This window comes from Roseateles sp. GW821-FHT09G03, assembly GCF_059416045.1.
This window is the reverse complement of record NZ_JBWKOK010000007.1, coordinates 223,296-240,193: the sequence shown is the minus strand read 5'-3', so window position 1 is coordinate 240,193 and position 16,898 is coordinate 223,296. Positions and strand designations below refer to the sequence as shown.

Here is a 16,898-nt window from a genome sequence, read left to right as displayed (position 1 = left end):
TCGAAGGACATGTAGCCTTTGGTCACATTGTCATCACGGGGGCAGGCCTTGCCTCTCGGGGTCCTGCACCGAAGACCGCGCGTCCCGGCGGCGCTCTTTCCGGCTCCTCGTCGCCTTGCTCACGCGCAGGGATGCCGCCGACCTCGCCAGGCAAGCTCCACGTCTTGAACAGCATGTAGGTGCCGAACAGTCCTGTCAGACGCTCGTGCTCTTCCTCTTTCCAGATTTTCTGCAACTTCTCAACCATCACCTTGGCAGGGGCCGCCTGGTCGGGACGCGCTACCGACGCAGCGGTGCGCATCCGCCGCGCCCGCGTCTTCGGCATTGAAGATGGACGAGCGGGAGTTCAGCGCCCGGAAATCGAGGTCCAACGGTGTGGGGTCTGCAAACGAGAATCCCAGCGTGTGCATCAAGCGGCAGAAGTCGTTCGTTGCCGAAGCGGCTACCGCGTGCGGTCCAATGCCGCGCTCAAAGTCAGAGGGGTCCATGGAGATAAGAGGGGCGCAGGCGCCCTGCTCAGATATCGGTGAATTTGTGCGACAAGTAAAAGGGGTCATCCTTCACCAGGCGGGCAATCAATTCGAAGGACGGATCAGATTCGCGTTTGCCGGGATATCGCGCCTGGCGTTGCAGATGCCATGCCGCCATCGTCTCGCAGAGCTCCTTCGATTCAGACAGCATCCTTCCCACTTCGAGTGCCATCGCTTCAAGTTGCTTGAAGTTGGGAAGATCGGTCACCTTGGTGATGTTGGACATTCGCTCACTCCTTTTCTGGAGAAACCGGAATCGATGTGGCAAATGCTAGTTGCGGCGAACGCCCCCGTCGATGACCTATCTCAGTAGGAACCTCACGGGGCCAGGCCTTGCCTCGCCACATCCTTCACCCACGGCTGCGCTTCCCAGTGCGCCTTGGCGAAGGCATCGATCTGCTCGCGGTAGGTCATCGACAGCCCGATCGCATCGAGCCCTTCCAGCAGCATCCGCTGATGCCTCGGCAGCATGTCGAAGCGCGCCTCGACACCGCCGGCGCTGCGCAGCGTGAGCGTCTCGACGTCGATGGTGACGGCGTTGCCGGGCACCCGGTCCGCCTCGGCCATCAGCCGGAGCACGTCCGCCTCCGGCAGCGCGACGAGCAGCAACCCGTTGCCCATCGCATTCGAATAGAAGATCTCGCCGAAACCCGGCGCGACCACCGCGCGGATGCCCGCCTGCTGCAGGCCCCACACCGCGTGCTCGCGGCTGGAGCCACAGCCGAAGTTGTTGCCGCCGAGCAGCACCGACACGCCGGCGTACTCGGGCTTGTTGAGGACGAAGTCCTCGCGCTCGCGGCCGTCGGCGTCGAAGCGCAGGTCGTAGAGCAGGCCATCGCGCAGGCCGGCCTTGTCGATGCCGCGCAGGAACTGCTTGGGCATGATCTGGTCGGTGTCGAGGTTCTCGAGACGCAGCGCCGCGGTGCGGCCTTCGACTTGGCGGACGGGGCTCATCGCGGGATCTCCTGGGCGGTCGCGGCGGCAGCGAGGGTCGACGACGTGGACGTGGACGTGGACGCGGGCGCCAACCGGCGCACGTCGGTGAGGCGCCCCGTCACCGCGGCGGCGGCGGCCATCGCGGGGCTCATCAGGTGCGTGATCGCACCGCGGCCCTGGCGGCCTTCGAAGTTGCGGTTCGTGGTCGACGCGCAGCGGATGCCGTCGGCGAGCACGTCGTCGTTCATCGCGAGGCACATCGAGCAGCCCGGCTGGCGCCATTCGAGGCCCGCATCGAGGAATACGCGGTCCAGGCCTTCCGCCTCCGCCATCGCGCGCACCGCGCCGGACCCTGGCACCACCATCGCGCGCACGCCCGGCGCCACGTGGCGGCCGCGCAGCACGGACGCCGCTGCACGCAGGTCCTCGATGCGGCCGTTCGTGCAGGAGCCGATGAACACGTGCTGGATCGGCGTACCTTCCAGCGCGGCGCCGCCATTGAGACGGGCGTAACGCAGCGCGCGCTCGGCGCTTGCGCGAGTGGGACCTGCCTCCATCTCCGAAGGATCCGGTATCGCCGCATCGATCGCGGCGACCTGGTCGGGACTCGTGCCCCAGGTCACCTGCGGCGCGACCTCGGCGGCATCGAAGCGGTGCTCGATGTCGAACACCGCGCCCTCGTCGCTGTGCAGCGTCGCCCAGTGGGCGAGGGCGGGCGCGCGCCATTCGCCGGCGAGGTCGGGGCAACGGGCCAGCACGTAGTCGATCGCCGTCGCGTCCGGCGCGATCAGCGCGCCGCGCGCGCCGGCCTCGACCGCCATGTTGCACAGCGTGAAGCGGGCCTCGACCGACAGCGAGGTGATCGCCTCCCCGCAGAACTCGACGACGTAGCCGCGCGCGCCCTGCGCGCCGATGCGGCCGATGATCGCGAGGATCAGGTCCTTGGACGTCGTGCCGATCGGCAGCGCGCCGTCGACGCGGATCCGCATGTCCTTCGCGACGCGATAGACCAGCGTCTGCGTGGCCAGCACGTGCTCGACCTCGGTGGTCCCGATGCCGAATCCCAGCGCGCCCAGCGCGCCGTACGTCGTCGTGTGGCTGTCGCCGCAGATCACGACCATGCCGGGGCGGATCATCCCGTGCTCCGGCGCCACCACGTGCTCGATGCCCTGCAGCGCGTCGGTCGTGTCGAACAGCCGGATGCCGTGGCGATCGCAATTCGCCTTCAGGTTGGTCGCCTGCAGCGCGGACGGCGGATCGGCGATCACGCGCAGCTTCGGCAGCACCGGGTGCGTCGGGATGATGTGGCTCACCACCGCCACGTTCTGGCCCGGCATCGGCACGCCGCGGCCCTGCTCGTGCAGGCCGGTGAAGGCCTGCGGGCTGGTGTACTCGTTCATCAGGTGCAGGTCGCAGAACAGCAGCACGTTCTGTTCATCGAGTCCCGCCACCGTGTGGCTGTCGACGAGTTTGCGATAGAGGGTACGCGGCCCGGTGGCCGTGGGCGTGGCGGTCATGGCTGACTCTCCTTGAAGAACGGAAGCACGCGATCGAGCAACTGATCCGGCGCCTCCTCGGGGATGTAGTGGCCGCAAGGCAGGGCCTCGCCGCGCACGTCGTCGGCGACGCCGCGCCACAGCGTCAGCGGCTCGAAGCAACGGTGCACGACGCCTTCGCGGCCCCACAGCGCGAGCAGCGGCATCCGCAGGCGGCGGCCGGCGGCGCGGTCCTCGCGGTCGTGGTCCAGGTCGATGCCGGCGCTGGCGCGGTAGTCCTCGCACAGGCCGTGGGCGGTGCCGGGCAGTGCCAGGCAGCGCTTGTACTCGGCCAGCGCGCGCGGGTCGAAGGGCGCGAGGCCCGCGCTGCGTCGACCCATCACGTCGCGGACATAGGCGCCGGGGTCCGACTCGATGAGCCGCTCCGGCAGCGGCGCGGGCTGGATCAGGAAGAACCAGTGCCAGTAGGCGCGCGCGAAGGCGACGTTGGTGCCTTCGTACATGTCCAGCGTCGGCGCGATGTCGAGCAGCGCGAGCCGCCGCACCGCGTCGGGTGCGTCCATCGCGAGGCGATGCGCGACGCGCCCGCCCCGGTCGTGCGCCAGCACGTCGAAGCGCTCGTGCCCGAGCTGGCGCATCACGCTCAGCATGTCGGCGGCCATCGTGCGCTTGCTGTAGGCGGCGTGGTCGTTCGGCACCGGCGCCAGCGATGGCACCGGCGGCACCGATGGCGATTGGAGGGCCTGCAAGGCCTCCGGCACCTCCGGCTTCGACGAGTCGCCGTAGCCGCGCAGGTCGGCCGCGATGACGGTGAAGTGCTCGGCCAGCGTCGGCGCGACCTTGTGCCAGATCGCGCGTGTCTGCGGATGGCCGTGAAGCAGCAGCAGCGCGGGGCCGCTGCCGCCCATCGTCAGGTGGATGCGGACGCCGTCGGCGGTCGGCAGGCTCAGATGCTCGAAGCCGGGGTACAGCGCGTCGAGTCCGTGGGAAGCAGGCATGGGGTCTCCTGGTCGGCCGGGCCATCCGGGACGGACCGGCGGCGGCGGCAGGGTCGGCGATGGCCGACTCCTCGTTGGCCCCGATTCTGGAAGTGAATGGAGGGCACATAATTTCCACTTCGGCAGTTCTTTCGTTCCGGAGGTTCATCAATGGACGGCTTCTCCGACCTGGCCTTCTTCGCGCTGCTGGTGAAGCAGGGCAGCCTGGCCGCCGCGGCGCAGCAGCTCGGCGTGACGCCGCCGGCGGTGAGCAAACGGCTCGCGGCGATCGAGCGCCGGCTCGGGGTGCGGCTGCTGCAGCGGACCACGCGCCGCATCGGCCTGACGCCGGAGGGCGAGACCTACCTCGTCGACGGCGCGCGGGTGCTGGAGGACCTGGAGGCGCTGGAGCGCACGGTCGCCGGCAGCCGCGCGGCGCCCAAGGGCCTGCTGCGCGTGGCGGCGAGCTTCGGCTTCGGGCGCAAGCACGTGGCGCCGGCGCTGTCGAAGTTCGCGCGCCAGTTTCCGGACGTCGAGGTGCAGCTGGAGCTGACCGACCGCCCGGTCAACCTGATCGAGCAAGGTCTGGACCTCGAGGTCCATGTCGGCGAGCCGCCCGATGCGCGGCTCACGGCGCGACTGCTGGCGCGCAACCGGCGCGTGCTGTGCGCGTCGCCCGCGTATCTGAAGCGAGCCGGCGAGCCCGCCACGCCGCGCGAGCTCGCGCGTCACGCCTGCCTCTTCATCCGCGAGAGCGACGAGACCTTCGGCACCTGGCATTTCCAGCAGGGCGCGCGCAAGGAGACGGTGAAGGTGCGTGGTCCGCTCGCCGCCAACGACGGGGAGAGCGTGCTCGCGTGGGGACTCGACGGGCACGGTGTGCTGATGCGCTCGTTCTGGGAGGCCGCGCCGATGCTGAGATCGGGCCGCTTGCGCCCGGTGCTGTCGGACTGGGCGCTGCCGCCGGCCGACATCCACCTGATCTATCCGCCGCGCGCGCAGCTGTCGGCGAAGACGCGGGCGCTCGTCGACTTCCTGCTCGAGCGCTTCGAGCCTCAGCGCGAGGGGGACGACGGCGGGTGGTGATTAACGGCCGCTGGCCCTCACCCCCACCCTCTCCCGCAAGCGGGAGAGGGAGCCCGATCGGCGCCCTTCTTTCTCCCTCTCCCGCTTGCGGGAGAGGGCAGGGGTGAGGGCCAGCGGCGGTGGAAGTACAGACGCCTCCGATCCATGTGCAAGCCCCTACGTCGAGGGATGCCTGGCCGTTCGGCGCGCGGACAGAATCGTCGCTTGCATGCCGGAGACAGGCGCGGAACAAAACGCGCGGCCGGCGCGTGTGGTGGCAGTCGAGGCGGTGTTCCGCATCGCCTCGTCAAGGGAGGATCCCCATGAAGGCATACATCGCCGAATTGATCGGCACGTTCTGGCTCGTGCTCGGCGGCTGCGGCAGCGCCGTGCTCGCCGCGGCATTCCCGCAACTGGGCATCGGACTGCTGGGCGTGTCGCTCGCGTTCGGACTGACCGTGCTGACGATGGCCTTCGCCATCGGACACATCAGCGGCTGCCACCTCAACCCGGCCGTGTCCGTCGGACTGTGGGCCGGCGGCCGCTTCGAGACAAAACGGCTGCTGCCCTACATCGTGGCGCAGGTCATCGGCGGCGCACTGGCGGGCGGCGTGCTCTACCTGATCGCGAGCGGCAAGCCGGGCTTCGCCGTCGGCGGCTTCGCGTCCAACGGCTTCGGCGAGCATTCCCCCGGCGGTTATGCGATGGGGGCGGCGCTGTTGTGCGAGGTCGTGATGACGGCGATGTTCCTGTTCATCATCATGGGCGCCACGCACAAGCGCGCGCCGCAGGGCTTCGCGCCGATCGCGATCGGCCTGGCGCTGACGCTGATCCACCTGATCAGCATCCCCGTCACCAACACCTCGGTGAACCCGGCGCGCAGCACCGGCGTGGCGCTCTTCGCGGAGCCCTGGGCCCTGCAGCAGCTCTGGGCCTTCTGGGTCGCGCCGCTCGTCGGTGGCCTGATCGGCGGCGCGGCGTACCGCGCGCTGTCGAGCGACTGAGGAGCGACTGAGGAACGATCGCCCGGCCCGGGACGTTTTGTCCTAGGGCAATCCGTCCTAGGACAGCTTGTCCTAGGACGATCTGTCCCTTCCGCGATGGCGCCGACTTCGAAACACTTCGGGGTCATGGACACCCTGATCCTCGCGCGCCTGCAGTTCGCGCTCAACATCACCTTCCACATCCTCTTCCCGACGATCACGATCGCGCTGGGCTGGGTCGTGCTCTTCATGCTCTGGCGCTGGCGGCGCACCGGCGAGTCGCCGTGGCTCGCGGCCTACCAGTTCTGGACCAAGGTCTTCGCGCTGAGCTTCGCGCTCGGCGTCGTCAGCGGCGTGACGATGAGCTTCCAGTTCGGCACCAATTGGCCGGGCTTCATGGAACGCGCCGGCAACATCGCGGGACCGCTGCTCGGCTACGAGGTGCTCACGGCCTTCTTCCTCGAGGCCGGCTTCCTCGGGATCATGCTGTTCGGGCGCGAGCGCGTGAGCCCGCGCGTCCACTTCATCGCGACGGCGACAGTGGCCTTCGGCACGACGCTCAGCGCGTTCTGGATCCTCAGCCTCAACTCGTGGATGCAGACGCCCACGGGCTACGAGATCCGCGACGGCGTCATGCATGCCGTCGACTGGTGGGCGATCGTCTTCAATCCGTCCTTCCCGTACCGGCTGACCCACAAGCTGCTTGCGTCCGGGCTCACGGCCGCCTTCCTGCTGGCCGGCGTCAGCGCGTGGCAGATGCTCAAGGGCCGCGAAAGGCCGGAGACGCGCCGCGTGCTGCGGCTCGGCCTGACCCTGGGCGCGGTGCTGATCCCGCTGCAAATCATCGCGGGCGACATGCATGGGCTCAACACGCTGAAGCATCAGCCGGCCAAGATCGCCGCGATGGAAGGCGTGTGGACCACCGAGCGCGGCGCGCCGCTGCTGCTGTTCGCGCTGCCCGACGAGCAGGCGAAGGAGAACCGCTTCGCCATCGGGGTTCCGAGGCTCGCGAGCTTGATCCTCACCCACGACGCCGACGGCGAGATCCGTGGGCTCGATGAGTTCGAGGGTGCGCATCCGCCGGTCAAGCCGCTGTTCTTCGGCTTCCGCGTGATGGTCGGCGTGGGGATGCTGATGCTCGTCTTCGCGTGGGGCGGATGGTGGCTGTTCCGGCGCTCGGGCTGGCAGCGGCTGCCGCGTGCGTGGCTGTGGGGGCTCTCGTTCATGAGCTTCTCCGGCTGGATCGCGACCGTGGCCGGCTGGTACGTCACCGAGATCGGCCGGCAGCCCTTCATCGTCTACGGCGTGCTGCGGACGCAGGAGGTCGCGGCACACAACCCGGGGACGATGGTCGCGGCCTCGCTGGCCGGCTACGCGACGGTCTACCTCGCGCTGCTGATCGCCTACATCGCCGCGATCAAGCGGATGGCGGAGAAGGGCGCGCCGGTGCCGCCCATCGCGCCCGCCGTAGCCACCACACCGACCGCGCCGACCGCGCCGACCGCGCCTATTTCCCCGGTGATCTCGAGGAGCTTCACATGAGCGCGCTGCCGGTGATCTTCATGGCCCTGATGGGGCTCTCGCTGCTGATCTACGTCGTGCTGGATGGCTACGACCTCGGCGTGGGGATGCTGTCCGCGACGGCGGAGGAGGGCGATCGCGACCGCATGGTCGCGTCCATCGGCCCGTTCTGGGACGCCAACGAGACCTGGCTGGTGCTGGCCGTCGGGCTGCTGCTGATCGCCTTCCCGAAGGCGCAGGGTGTGGTGCTGACGGCGCTCTACGTGCCGGTGGTGCTGATGCTGCTCGGACTGATCCTGCGCGGCGCGGCCTTCGACTTCCGCGCCAAGGGCGACCCGGCGCACAAGCGGTGGTGGGACGCGGCCTTCGCGGGCGGATCCGCGCTCGCCTCGCTGGCGCAGGGGTGGATGCTCGGCCGCTACGTGACCGGCTTCGAAGACGGCACCGCGGCGCGCGTCTTCGCTGCGGGCATCGCGGTGGCGCTGACGGCCTGTTATGCGCTGCTGGGCGCCGGGTGGCTGCTGGTCAAGACCGAGGGTGACCTGCAACGTCGCGCGGTCGCTTGGGCGAAGCGCGCCTGGCCGGTGGTCGTGGCGGGACTGCTGCTCGTGTCGATCGCCTCGCCATGGCTGAGCGACACCGTGCGGGCGCGCTGGTTCGACATGCCGGGCGTGATCGCGCTGGCGCCGCTGCCGCTGATGGCCCTTCTGGCGCTGGCCGCGTTGCGTGGATTGCTCAATTCGCACCGGGTGCTGGGCAAACTGAGCTGGGCGCCGTTCGCGCTGATGGTGGTCGTCCTCACGCTGAGCTTCTTCGGACTCTCCTACAGCCTCTACCCCTTCGTCGTCATCGACCGGATCACGATCTGGGACGCCGCGGCGGCGGATGAATCGCTGCGCTTCCTGCTCGTCGGCGCGGCGCTGACGATGCCGGTGATCCTGGCGTACTCGCTGTTCTCTTATCGCGTGTTCAAGGGCAAGGTCCGCGCCCTGGCGTACTGAGCGAATGCCTGGCTCTCACTGGGGCCGGAGTGATCCTTGGGGTTCGCGGACGCGATGCCCCATGGGTCGCGGAGAGCCCGCGCTTGGCGATCGCAGTGAGGCCCGAGAGCCCGCGCTTGGCAATGGCAGTCCAGGAGATGGCAACATGCCGCCTTCCGCTGAGAAGCGAGCCATTCCAAGAACTCCATGGACTTCCAATCCCTGCTCTCCCTGGGGGAGCTTGCCTGGCCGGTGCTGTTGAAGGGCACCGGCTACACGCTGCTGTTCGCGGTGATGGCGATGATCTTCGGCCTGCCGCTGGCGGCCGTGATCACGCTGGTGCGGGTGCTCAAGCTGCCGGTGCTGGACCACGTGATGGCGGTCTACGTGAGCGCGATGCGCGGCACGCCGCTGCTGGTGCAGGTGTTCATCGTCTACTACGGGCTGCCGAGCATCGGCATCGAGTTCTCCCCGCTGGTGGCGGGCGTGCTGACGCTGACGCTCAACGTCGCCGCCTACATGAGCGAGACCTTGCGCGGCTCGATCGCCGCGGTGGCGCAAGGCCAATGGCTGGCGGGCACGTCGCTGGGCCTGAGCCGTCCGCAGACGCTGCGGTTCGTGGTCGGCCCGCAGGCGCTGCGCGCCGCCGTGCCCAGCCTGTCGAACAGCCTGATCTCGCTGATCAAGGACACCTCGCTGGTGTCGGTGATCGCCGTGACCGAACTGATGCTGGCCACGAAGGAGGTCATCTCCACGACCTTCCAGCCGTTCCCGCTCTACGTGGCCGCGGCGCTGATCTACTGGGTGCTGAGCTTCGCCTTCGAGCAGGTGCAGAAGTGGATGGAGAAGCGCCTGGCCTATCCTCACTGATCCCGTCGCACGGATCCCGTCGTATTGATCCTGCCGCATCGGTTCAACTGAACCGATCCCGCCCGTACTGAAGCCCCCCGCCCTGATGACCCCCTCCGTCGCCGTTTCCCCCTCGCTCCTTTCCGTTCATCTGCGACTGGTCGGCATGGCCGTGCTCTGGGGCGCGTCCTGGCCCTGGGGCCGGGTGCTGGCGCAGGCGATGCCGCCGCTGGCCGCCGCGGCGTGCCGTTTCCTCTTCGCGGGTGCGATCCTGATGCTGTGGCTGGCGAAGACCGGCCGGCTGGCCGCCTTGCGCGACTGGGGCGCGAAGCGCTGGGCGGGCATGGTGCTGGCCGCGAGCTTCGGCGTCTTCGGCTACGCGACCTTCTTCATGAGCGGGCTGCAGCATGTGCCGGCCGGCAAGGGCGCGCTGGTGATCACGCTGAATCCGGTGATCACGCTGCTGCTGGCGGCGTGGATCTTCCACGAACGGCTGAACAAGCGGATCGGCGTCGGCATGGCGATGGCCGCGGTCGGCGCCGCCGTCGTGATCACGAAGGGCGAGCCCTGGCATGTCTTCGACGGCCGCGTCGGCATCGGCGAAGTGCTGCTGCTGGGCTGCGTCGCCTGCTGGGTCGCCTACACGCTGATCGGCCGCAAGGTGATGGTCGGTGTCGACGCGCTGACGACCACCGCCGTCACGGCGGCGATCGGCGCGTTGATGCTGCTGGTGCTGACGCTCGCCGTCGACGGCACGGCGGGCGTGGCCGGCGTGCTGGCGGCGCCGCGCAACGCGTGGCTGTGCATGGCCGGGATCATCGTCGGCTCGACGGCCCTGGCCTATGCGTGGTACTTCGACGGCGTGAAGGCGCTGGGCGCCGGCGCGGCGGCCGGCTACATCACGCTGGTGCCGGTGTTCGGCGTCGTGTTCTCGGCGATGTGGCTCGGCGAGGTCGTCGACGCGTCGCTGCTGGTGGGCGGCACGATGGCGATCGCAGGCACGGCCTTGATGAACCTCGGCCGGCGCTGAGACAGCGGAGACATCCTCCCCACGGCCCTGCGGCCCTGCGGCCCTCTCGGCCCACGCGGGTCGCGCAACGCAACCGCGCGTGTCGGCCGGCCTACTTGCGGGCGCCGCCCAGCAGCATCACACCGCCGACCGCGATGGCGGCGATGCCGGCCCACAGCGGGACGTTGACGCGCTTGGTCTCCTCGACCTTGAGTTCGATCGGGCCGAGCTTGGCGGCGGTGTTTTCCTTCGTGTACGAGAACCCGCCGTAGACCAGGCCCAGCACGCCCGCAACGATCAGGATCGCGGCGATCAATCGAATGCCACCCATGACGTCCTCCAGTGTTTGCGATGTGATGTTGAGATGAAGCGCCCCGGCCGTCGTCTCGCATGCCGTACGGTGTCGGGGTGGCTCATTGAAGCGCCTCGGCACGCCGTCGCACGTAGGACGGCGCCGCGTCCGCGTGTCGGGCGGCGAGAATCCTCCGATGCGTGTCCTTCGAGTCCTCGCCGTCACGCGGCGTCATCCGTCCGCGATCCTGCTGATCGTGCAACTGCTCGGGCTGGTGCTGTACCCGCTGCTGGAAGGGAGCCGATCGGCGCCGCTGGCGCTGGGCGCCTTCGGCATCGTCGTCCTGATCTTCACGACGCGCATGGTGCGCAGCACGCCGGGGCTGACCTGGCTGAGCGTGACGATCGCGCTGCCCGCGATCGTGCTCCTGCTGCTGCAGGCGTTCTGGCACATGGAGCAGCTGCTGCCGTGGTCCTCGGCGCTGGAGGCGCTGTTCTACTTCTACGCCGCCGGGAGCCTGATCTCCTACATGATGAGCGACTGGCACGCGACGACCGATGAGCTCTACGCCGCCGGGGCGACCTTCACGCTGCTGGCCTGGGGCTTCGCGCATGTGTTCGTCGTCGTGCAGGCGCTGCATCCGGGCAGTTTCGCGGCGGCGGTGGATCCGCAGCTGCCGCGCACGTGGACGGAGCTGATGTTCCTCAGCTTCGCGCTGCTGTCGAGCACCGGCATCGGCGACGTGATCCCGGTGAAGCCGCTGGCGCGCGCGCTCACGACGATCGAGATGTTCGTCGGCGTCATGTACCTCGCGGCCGTCGTGTCGCGGTTGATCGGGCTGACGCTGATCCAGCATCGGAAGTTGTCGGACCTGGACTGAGGCGTTCGGGCCTCTGTACTGCGACGGCCGCTGGCCCTCACCCCAACCCTCTCCCGCAAGCGGGAGAGGGAGTAAGACTTGCGATCGGTCAAGGTTGTCGCGGCGCCTGTGCACGCAGCGCGCGTCGCGGCGGAGTCGCCGCCTATCGTCGCCGCCTTTCACAACGATCCACAGTGATCAGGGAGGCGGTCATGCCGATGGAACTCTTCAACGGCGGCGGCCATCGCTGTCTGATGTTCAGCGACTTCGGGCACGGGGACGGCGTGCAGGCCAACCAGTTCCTGATCGTCGACGGCAACACCGGCGCGGTGATCGATCCGGGCGGCAACCTGGCCTACAACGACCTGTACCTCGGCATGACGAGCTGCTTCCCGCCGCACCGGTTGTCGGCGATCCTGGCCTCGCACGCGGACCCGGACATCATCGCGTCGCTGGACCGGTGGATGACGGCGACGGCGGCACCGGTCTACATCTCGACGATCTGGGAACGCTTCGTCCCGCACTTCTGCAAGCCGGGCAAGACGGCCGGCCGCGTGATCGGCATCCCGGACCGCGGCACGCGCATCGCCGTCGGCGCGAGCGAGCTGGTCGCACTGCCCGCGCACTTCATGCACTCGGAGGGCAACTTCCAGTTCTGGGACGCGACGAGCGGCATCCTGTTCTCCGGCGATCTGGGCGTGTCGATCGGGGTCGACCCGACGCAGCCGATCGCGGAGCTCGGGCCGCACATCGCGTCGATGGCGGCCTTCCATCGGCGCTACATGGTCAGCGGCAAGGTGCTGAGGCTGTGGGCGGAGATGGTGCGGCCATTGCCCATCCGCATGATCGTGCCGCAGCACGGCGCGCCGCTGGTCGGCGACGCGGTGCGCCAGTTCATAGATTGGGTGGGGACGATCAGCTGCGGGATCGATCTGGTCACGCAGCGCGACTACGCGATGCCGTGAGCGCGTCCTCGATCGCGAGGCCGCGAGCGCGACGCGTCAGTGCTTCGTCGGCGGTTCTTCGCGCTTCAGCAGCTTGTCGACGCCCGTCGTGTCGACCACGCGGATGGTCAGGTCCTTGGCCCAGTTGAGCCCCTTCCTCGCGGCATCCACCGCCTGGTTGGCCGCATCCGCCGTGGTGCTGCGGACCTGCTCGGCGGAGGGCAGCTGCTGCTGCGTCCAGTCCGCCGTCTTGCGCGCGGCGTCCCAGGCCTGGGTGGCGGCGGTGGCCGTGGTGACGAGCACCTGGTCCGCGCTCGGCAGTCGCTGCTGCGTCCAGTCGGCGGTGTCGACCAGCACCGTGCGCACCTGCCCGGCAGCGGCACCGGCGAGCGTCACGGTCTGGGTCCAGCGCTTGGAGAGCTCGCCCGGCGGCGCGGTCGCGAGCAGGCGCACCACGGTGTCCAGCGACGCGGTCTCTTCCGTCGTCAGCGGCCCGCCGGCTTCGAGCATCCCGCGCATGAAGATGCCGAGGTCCTTGGCGATCGCCGCGTGGTTGCAGTCGGGATTGAGGTGGAGGAAGCCCGCACCCTCGACCGCCATGGCTTCGAGCTCGCTGCCGGCCAGCCGTGCTTCGACGGCGGCGACGGACTGCTCGACGAAGGCGCGGTTCAAGCCCCAGTCGGCGATCAGATGGTCGATGAGGTACTGACGTTCCGCGGGTTCGACGGCGCCGTCGACCGCGGCCAGCCGCAGCGAGAGCGGCGCGATCAGGTCGAACAGCGCGAGGCCCAGCGTGTCCAGCGGCGTGTTGAGGTACTTGGGGATCTCGATGACGCGCTCGCCCTTGGTCGAGCTCAGCAGCCGGTACATGCCGTAGCAGGCGCCGCCCGACGCGAGCGCGGCGAAGGCGACCCAGCCGATCGGCGTGGCCGACGCGCCGAGCAGCGATGCGACCATGCCGGTCTTCGCGACGGCCGCGCCGGCGCCCGCGGCGCCGAGCACGTCCCACACCTCGCGGCCGCGGCTGATCATGCGCAGCGAGGTGTAGGCGGCCTCGCCGATGGCGAGCTTGGCCTTGAAGCGCAAGGGATCGGCGACGACCTGGTCGACGCCTTTCAACTCGGGCGGGGGCAGCAGCAATGGCGCGGGGGCAGGCATGGGGGAGGACTCCAGTCGGATAGGGGGAGTCTAGCGAAGTGGAAAGTCACATCCCCATGCAGGCCATGTATGACGGCTGCAACACCACTCATCGGACGTCGGTCCAGGCATGGCTAGCATCGTGCATCCAGTTCAGGGACGGGTAAGAGATGGAGACCAATCGAATGCACACGTTGATGTCGGCGGATCGGGTCAAAGCACATCTGCCCGCCGTTGTCGCAGCGGCGGATGGCGATCGTCTGGCGCTCGGCTTCTTCGCAGATTCGATGTACGCGGACTTCTGTCGGAAGGAACAGCTCTTCGTTCTGATCGATGTTCAAGGAGCTGCGGAGACTTATGCCGGACATCTCTTGTTCGACGTGAAGTTCCCAAAGGCACATGTCCTGCAGATTCACATCGCAAGGCCATTTCGGGGAAATCGACTCGGCGCCGCGTTATTGAACGATCTAAAGAAGCACCTGACGGATCTGGGGTTCATCTCGATCTTTGCGCGTGTCGCAGAAGATCTTGTGGAGGCCAACGGCTTCTGGAATGCACAGGCCTTCTATACGCAGCGCGTGGCTCAGGGAGGAAAGAGTCGGAACCGGACCATCGTCGTGCGCGCTCACGAGTTGGCGTCTCCCCAACTCTTTGCCGCCAGCGGCATCAGTGCTGCAGATCCACTTGGACTCGATTTTGGTGAACGGCGAACGAGGCCGCTGTACTTGCTGGACCTGAACGTATTGTTTGATCTCGGACCGAGGCGCGAACGTCATCCTCTCGCCTTGGATGTTTTTCGCGCAGAACGCATGCAGATCTGTGCGCTGGCGATCAGTTCAGAAATCGAGGTCGAACTGGAGCGCACGGCGCGCGATGCCAAGACTGACCCCATGCTGGCCTTCGCCGGGACGTTGTCGCGCTTTCCAGTTCCAGACGCGCACGTGCTGGATCGTCTGCTGCCAAGGCTCGGCGAGATTGTGTTCTCCGAACGTTCGCGCGCCGGTACTCTCAGGCCAAATGATCTCTCCGACCTCAAGCATCTCGCGACGGCCATCCACAACGGTCTTCCAGGCTTGATCACCAATGATGAGACTGTATTGGCGGGGGCGCCTCTGTTGCAGAAAGAGTTCGGGCTGGACGTGTTGTCTCCGGCGCATTTCCAGGCTCCATTGGACGAACACGAATTGCCTGTTGTTCATACGGCTGCAAGCGACGGAATGGTCACGATCGAGCGCGCGCAGCGCGAAGATTCCACGGTCATTCAGACCTTGTTGACGTCCCTGGGAGTCGCAGTGGCCGATCAGGCCGCGCAATGGGCAGCGACCGATGACAGGACCTCAGCGTGCGTGCGTCTGGTTGCGCGATGCGGGGGCGCGCTGGCTGGATACATGGCCTGGCCAGCCAGTTTGAATCGACCCGGCATGCGAGCGCACGTTGCGATCCGGGAGGACTTGCCTGGCGCGGAAGCGGCGGCTCAAGCTTTTCTTCATCGCCTCGCCGAGAGCGTTCCGGTCGGCGGTGTTGCGAACACTCATCTCAGCTGTCCGACCCGCCAAGTGGTTCTGCGAGAGGTGGCTGCGTCGTTCGGTTACACCGCATCGCCAAGCGCGCCAACGGAACTGATGAAGATATCCTTGAAGCAGCACGTCCGCACTTCGACATGGGACGCTGCGCGGCAGGCATTGCTTTCGGCCTCGGCCATGCAATTGCCAGAAAGTCCACCCCTGTTCCGTCACGTTGACCAGCAGTTGCCGGTGATCCGGCGAGACGGGCAACAGATGCATGTTCCGCTGTTCCAGCTTGAGGCGCATTTGGCCCCTGCATTGCTGTGCCTCCAGGGGCGAGGTGGCGTGATGGTGCCGATACAGCGTCGCTTCGAAGAGTCCTTGATCGCCCAGTCACCGCAGGCTTCGTGGTTGCCCATGAACAAGGCTCAACTGCGTCCGCAGCGTCTCTATGTCAGCGGTCCCAACACGCTGAAGAGCTTCCAGCGAGGTGACCTGATGTTCTTTTATGAATCGAGCAAGGACAAGGGATCTCGATCGGTGATCGCGATCGGTCGTGTCTTGAGGGCCTTCCATCGAGGCCAGGGGGATTCGGACGCTGCGGACCTTTCGGGATCGGTCCTGACGGAGGATCAATTGTCGGAAATCGGCGCCTCGGCCACGAAGACAATCACTGTCTTTGACAACGTCCTCAGGCTGACTCGCCCGGTGGTTCTGGAGGAGCTCAAGGCCCTGGGCTGCGGGGCTCCACAACAGCTTCTGACGACTCAACGTTTGTCGGCACAACAGGTCCAGGGAATTTTGGAGAAGGGTTTTCAATGACGCAGCATGTCCTGATTTCTCTTGAAGAGCGGCACGCCAACAACATCCTCGCCGGTACGAAAACCGTCGAGCTTCGCCGCAGGTCGATGCACGTTGAACCGGGCACGATGGTCTGGTTCTATGTCAAGAAGCCCGTCGCTTGCATTGTCGGCTTTGCGATAGCGGGAACGCGAATCGCCGCAGCACCTACGGCCGTTTGGCACAGGTTCGGGCAGGTGTCCGGACTCGAGAAGAAGGAGTTCATGGACTACTTCGTTGGCTGCAAGGAGGCCTCGGTCATGCCTCTCGATGCGCCTACACGGTTGCGGAAATCAGTCGGTCTCGACGAGGTCAGGGCCAGCGTGCCGGGCTTCCATCCGCCGCAGTTCTACATCCGCATGAACGACGAGTCTCCTCTAAGAGATCTGTTGACTTCCCGCTTGCCAAGGCGACCACGCCGCAGTGCCGGCGCCACAGGCTTGATTAACTGACCTCTATGCTTGTTGTCCAGATCGTCACGATCTGGTGGACCAAAGCCCTGCGGGGCGCGGAGGGCGCGGTCGTGCGCCGCGATCTGCCGCGTGCGTTCCCGATCGAGGATCCGACGGACGGATTCCTGCTGCAGCATCTGAGGCTCGAGGACCGTTCGTCGTTCGCGCCGAAGCTGATCAAGCGGGAGACGCGGCCGACACCGCCCGCTTGTCTCGACGAACTGCGCATCGCGCGGTCCGGCGATGGCGCCTACTCGCTCGGGCTGACGGGCACGACCGGTGGCGGCATGCCGCGGCGCCATCCGATCCCTGAACTGGTCGTCGTCGAGCCCGGAAGCTGGGCGAGGATCACCGTGAACGCACGGCACACCAGCTATTCGGGCCAGCATTATTCGGAGACGACGTACAACGTCGCCGTCGCGTCCCGTGGGAGCCCGACGGCGATCGATCTGTTCCAGTCGACGGCCCCCGCACGCGACAAGGATCTGCGCGCCCATCTCTTCTGAAGACGGGCCGCGGGACG

18 protein-coding genes are annotated in these 16,898 nt (G+C 67.5%); 11 read left to right on the top strand and 7 right to left on the bottom strand.

The window, feature by feature from the left end:
• Positions 1-22: 22 nt before the first annotated feature.
• The 5 genes from AC07OZ_RS24075 to AC07OZ_RS24055 all read right to left on the bottom strand — a co-directional run bounded on the left by AC07OZ_RS24075 (position 23) and on the right by AC07OZ_RS24055 (position 3,960).
• Positions 23-301, bottom strand: coding sequence for a hypothetical protein (locus AC07OZ_RS24075; protein ID WP_495469599.1), 279 nt, complete (start codon positions 299-301; stop codon positions 23-25).
• A 215-nt stretch (positions 302-516) separates the two neighbouring features.
• The gene (locus AC07OZ_RS24070; RefSeq protein WP_495469598.1) at positions 517-756 is read right to left on the bottom strand and encodes a hypothetical protein; all 240 of its coding nucleotides are present in this window, start codon (positions 754-756) and stop codon (positions 517-519) included.
• A 92-nt stretch (positions 757-848) separates the two neighbouring features.
• Positions 849-1,484 carry a 3-isopropylmalate dehydratase small subunit gene (leuD, locus tag AC07OZ_RS24065; protein ID WP_495469597.1) on the bottom strand — a complete coding sequence of 212 codons (636 nt, stop codon included), beginning with the start codon at positions 1,482-1,484 and terminating at the stop codon, positions 849-851.
• Positions 1,481-2,983: a 3-isopropylmalate dehydratase large subunit gene (gene leuC / locus AC07OZ_RS24060; RefSeq protein WP_495469596.1), complete on the bottom strand. Its 1,503-nt coding sequence runs from the start codon at positions 2,981-2,983 to the stop codon at positions 1,481-1,483. Before leuC ends, leuD begins: the two co-directional genes overlap by 4 nt.
• Complete coding sequence (locus tag AC07OZ_RS24055) at positions 2,980-3,960, bottom strand: alpha/beta fold hydrolase (protein WP_495469595.1); 981 nt, start codon at positions 3,958-3,960, stop codon at positions 2,980-2,982. The genes leuC and AC07OZ_RS24055 overlap by 4 nt, the downstream gene beginning before the upstream one ends.
• A gap of 150 nt (positions 3,961-4,110) precedes the next feature.
• On the opposite strand from AC07OZ_RS24055, the gene AC07OZ_RS24050 reads away from it, so the two are divergent.
• The 6 genes from AC07OZ_RS24050 (at position 4,111) to AC07OZ_RS24025 (ending at position 10,367) form a co-directional block, all read left to right on the top strand.
• The gene (locus tag AC07OZ_RS24050) at positions 4,111-5,025 is read left to right on the top strand and encodes a LysR family transcriptional regulator (RefSeq protein ID WP_495469594.1); all 915 of its coding nucleotides are present in this window, start codon (positions 4,111-4,113) and stop codon (positions 5,023-5,025) included.
• 302 nt (positions 5,026-5,327) lie between these two features.
• Positions 5,328-6,008: an aquaporin Z gene (gene aqpZ, locus AC07OZ_RS24045; RefSeq protein WP_495469593.1), complete on the top strand. Its 681-nt coding sequence runs from the start codon at positions 5,328-5,330 to the stop codon at positions 6,006-6,008.
• A 126-nt stretch (positions 6,009-6,134) separates the two neighbouring features.
• Entirely contained in the window at positions 6,135-7,529 is a 1,395-nt protein-coding gene (locus tag AC07OZ_RS24040) for a cytochrome ubiquinol oxidase subunit I (RefSeq protein WP_495469592.1), read from the top strand.
• Positions 7,526-8,509, top strand: coding sequence for a cytochrome d ubiquinol oxidase subunit II (locus AC07OZ_RS24035; RefSeq protein WP_495469591.1), 984 nt, complete (start codon positions 7,526-7,528; stop codon positions 8,507-8,509). Before AC07OZ_RS24040 ends, AC07OZ_RS24035 begins: the two co-directional genes overlap by 4 nt.
• A gap of 186 nt (positions 8,510-8,695) precedes the next feature.
• Positions 8,696-9,358, top strand: a complete 663-nt coding sequence (locus AC07OZ_RS24030) for an amino acid ABC transporter permease (RefSeq protein WP_495469590.1) — start codon at positions 8,696-8,698, stop codon at positions 9,356-9,358.
• An 85-nt stretch (positions 9,359-9,443) separates the two neighbouring features.
• On the top strand, positions 9,444-10,367 hold the full coding sequence (locus AC07OZ_RS24025) for a DMT family transporter (RefSeq protein WP_495469589.1): 924 nt from the start codon (positions 9,444-9,446) through the stop codon (positions 10,365-10,367).
• A 91-nt stretch (positions 10,368-10,458) separates the two neighbouring features.
• Here the strand turns inward: AC07OZ_RS24025 and AC07OZ_RS24020 are convergent, their stop codons facing one another.
• Positions 10,459-10,677, bottom strand: coding sequence for a hypothetical protein (locus AC07OZ_RS24020; RefSeq protein ID WP_495469588.1), 219 nt, complete (start codon positions 10,675-10,677; stop codon positions 10,459-10,461).
• A 157-nt stretch (positions 10,678-10,834) separates the two neighbouring features.
• Between AC07OZ_RS24020 and AC07OZ_RS24015 the strand changes: the two genes are divergently transcribed.
• Positions 10,835-11,518, top strand: a complete 684-nt coding sequence (locus AC07OZ_RS24015; RefSeq protein WP_495469587.1) for an ion channel — start codon at positions 10,835-10,837, stop codon at positions 11,516-11,518.
• A gap of 191 nt (positions 11,519-11,709) precedes the next feature.
• Positions 11,710-12,462, top strand: a complete 753-nt coding sequence (locus AC07OZ_RS24010) for an oxygen-binding di-iron domain-containing protein (RefSeq protein ID WP_495469586.1) — start codon at positions 11,710-11,712, stop codon at positions 12,460-12,462.
• Between the two features lie 36 nt (positions 12,463-12,498).
• Here AC07OZ_RS24010 and AC07OZ_RS24005 read toward each other — a convergent pair whose 3' ends face one another.
• Positions 12,499-13,599, bottom strand: a complete 1,101-nt coding sequence (locus AC07OZ_RS24005; protein ID WP_495469585.1) for a hypothetical protein — start codon at positions 13,597-13,599, stop codon at positions 12,499-12,501.
• Positions 13,600-13,763: 164 nt separating this feature from the next.
• Between AC07OZ_RS24005 and AC07OZ_RS24000 the strand changes: the two genes are divergently transcribed.
• The 3 genes from AC07OZ_RS24000 to AC07OZ_RS23990 are packed head-to-tail and all read left to right on the top strand — an operon-like array spanning position 13,764 to position 16,881.
• Entirely contained in the window at positions 13,764-15,905 is a 2,142-nt protein-coding gene (locus AC07OZ_RS24000; protein ID WP_495469584.1) for a GNAT family N-acetyltransferase, read from the top strand.
• Positions 15,902-16,375, top strand: coding sequence for an ASCH domain-containing protein (locus AC07OZ_RS23995; RefSeq protein WP_495469583.1), 474 nt, complete (start codon positions 15,902-15,904; stop codon positions 16,373-16,375). Before AC07OZ_RS24000 ends, AC07OZ_RS23995 begins: the two co-directional genes overlap by 4 nt.
• 5 nt (positions 16,376-16,380) lie before the next feature.
• On the top strand, positions 16,381-16,881 hold the full coding sequence (locus AC07OZ_RS23990; protein WP_495469582.1) for a hypothetical protein: 501 nt from the start codon (positions 16,381-16,383) through the stop codon (positions 16,879-16,881).
• The last annotated feature ends 17 nt before the right edge of the window (positions 16,882-16,898 follow it).

Coding starts and splice junctions, on each gene's coding strand:
- AC07OZ_RS24075 (WP_495469599.1), bottom strand. CDS start 301: ATGCGCACCGCTGCGTCGGTAGCGCGTCCCGACCAGGCGGCCCCTGCC.
- AC07OZ_RS24070 (WP_495469598.1), bottom strand. CDS start 756: ATGTCCAACATCACCAAGGTGACCGATCTTCCCAACTTCAAGCAACTT.
- leuD (WP_495469597.1), bottom strand. CDS start 1,484: ATGAGCCCCGTCCGCCAAGTCGAAGGCCGCACCGCGGCGCTGCGTCTC.
- leuC (WP_495469596.1), bottom strand. CDS start 2,983: ATGACCGCCACGCCCACGGCCACCGGGCCGCGTACCCTCTATCGCAAA.
- AC07OZ_RS24055 (WP_495469595.1), bottom strand. CDS start 3,960: ATGCCTGCTTCCCACGGACTCGACGCGCTGTACCCCGGCTTCGAGCAT.
- AC07OZ_RS24050 (WP_495469594.1), top strand. CDS start 4,111: ATGGACGGCTTCTCCGACCTGGCCTTCTTCGCGCTGCTGGTGAAGCAG.
- aqpZ (WP_495469593.1), top strand. CDS start 5,328: ATGAAGGCATACATCGCCGAATTGATCGGCACGTTCTGGCTCGTGCTC.
- AC07OZ_RS24040 (WP_495469592.1), top strand. CDS start 6,135: ATGGACACCCTGATCCTCGCGCGCCTGCAGTTCGCGCTCAACATCACC.
- AC07OZ_RS24035 (WP_495469591.1), top strand. CDS start 7,526: ATGAGCGCGCTGCCGGTGATCTTCATGGCCCTGATGGGGCTCTCGCTG.
- AC07OZ_RS24030 (WP_495469590.1), top strand. CDS start 8,696: ATGGACTTCCAATCCCTGCTCTCCCTGGGGGAGCTTGCCTGGCCGGTG.
- AC07OZ_RS24025 (WP_495469589.1), top strand. CDS start 9,444: ATGACCCCCTCCGTCGCCGTTTCCCCCTCGCTCCTTTCCGTTCATCTG.
- AC07OZ_RS24020 (WP_495469588.1), bottom strand. CDS start 10,677: ATGGGTGGCATTCGATTGATCGCCGCGATCCTGATCGTTGCGGGCGTG.
- AC07OZ_RS24015 (WP_495469587.1), top strand. CDS start 10,835: ATGCGTGTCCTTCGAGTCCTCGCCGTCACGCGGCGTCATCCGTCCGCG.
- AC07OZ_RS24010 (WP_495469586.1), top strand. CDS start 11,710: ATGCCGATGGAACTCTTCAACGGCGGCGGCCATCGCTGTCTGATGTTC.
- AC07OZ_RS24005 (WP_495469585.1), bottom strand. CDS start 13,599: ATGCCTGCCCCCGCGCCATTGCTGCTGCCCCCGCCCGAGTTGAAAGGC.
- AC07OZ_RS24000 (WP_495469584.1), top strand. CDS start 13,764: ATGCACACGTTGATGTCGGCGGATCGGGTCAAAGCACATCTGCCCGCC.
- AC07OZ_RS23995 (WP_495469583.1), top strand. CDS start 15,902: ATGACGCAGCATGTCCTGATTTCTCTTGAAGAGCGGCACGCCAACAAC.
- AC07OZ_RS23990 (WP_495469582.1), top strand. CDS start 16,381: ATGCTTGTTGTCCAGATCGTCACGATCTGGTGGACCAAAGCCCTGCGG.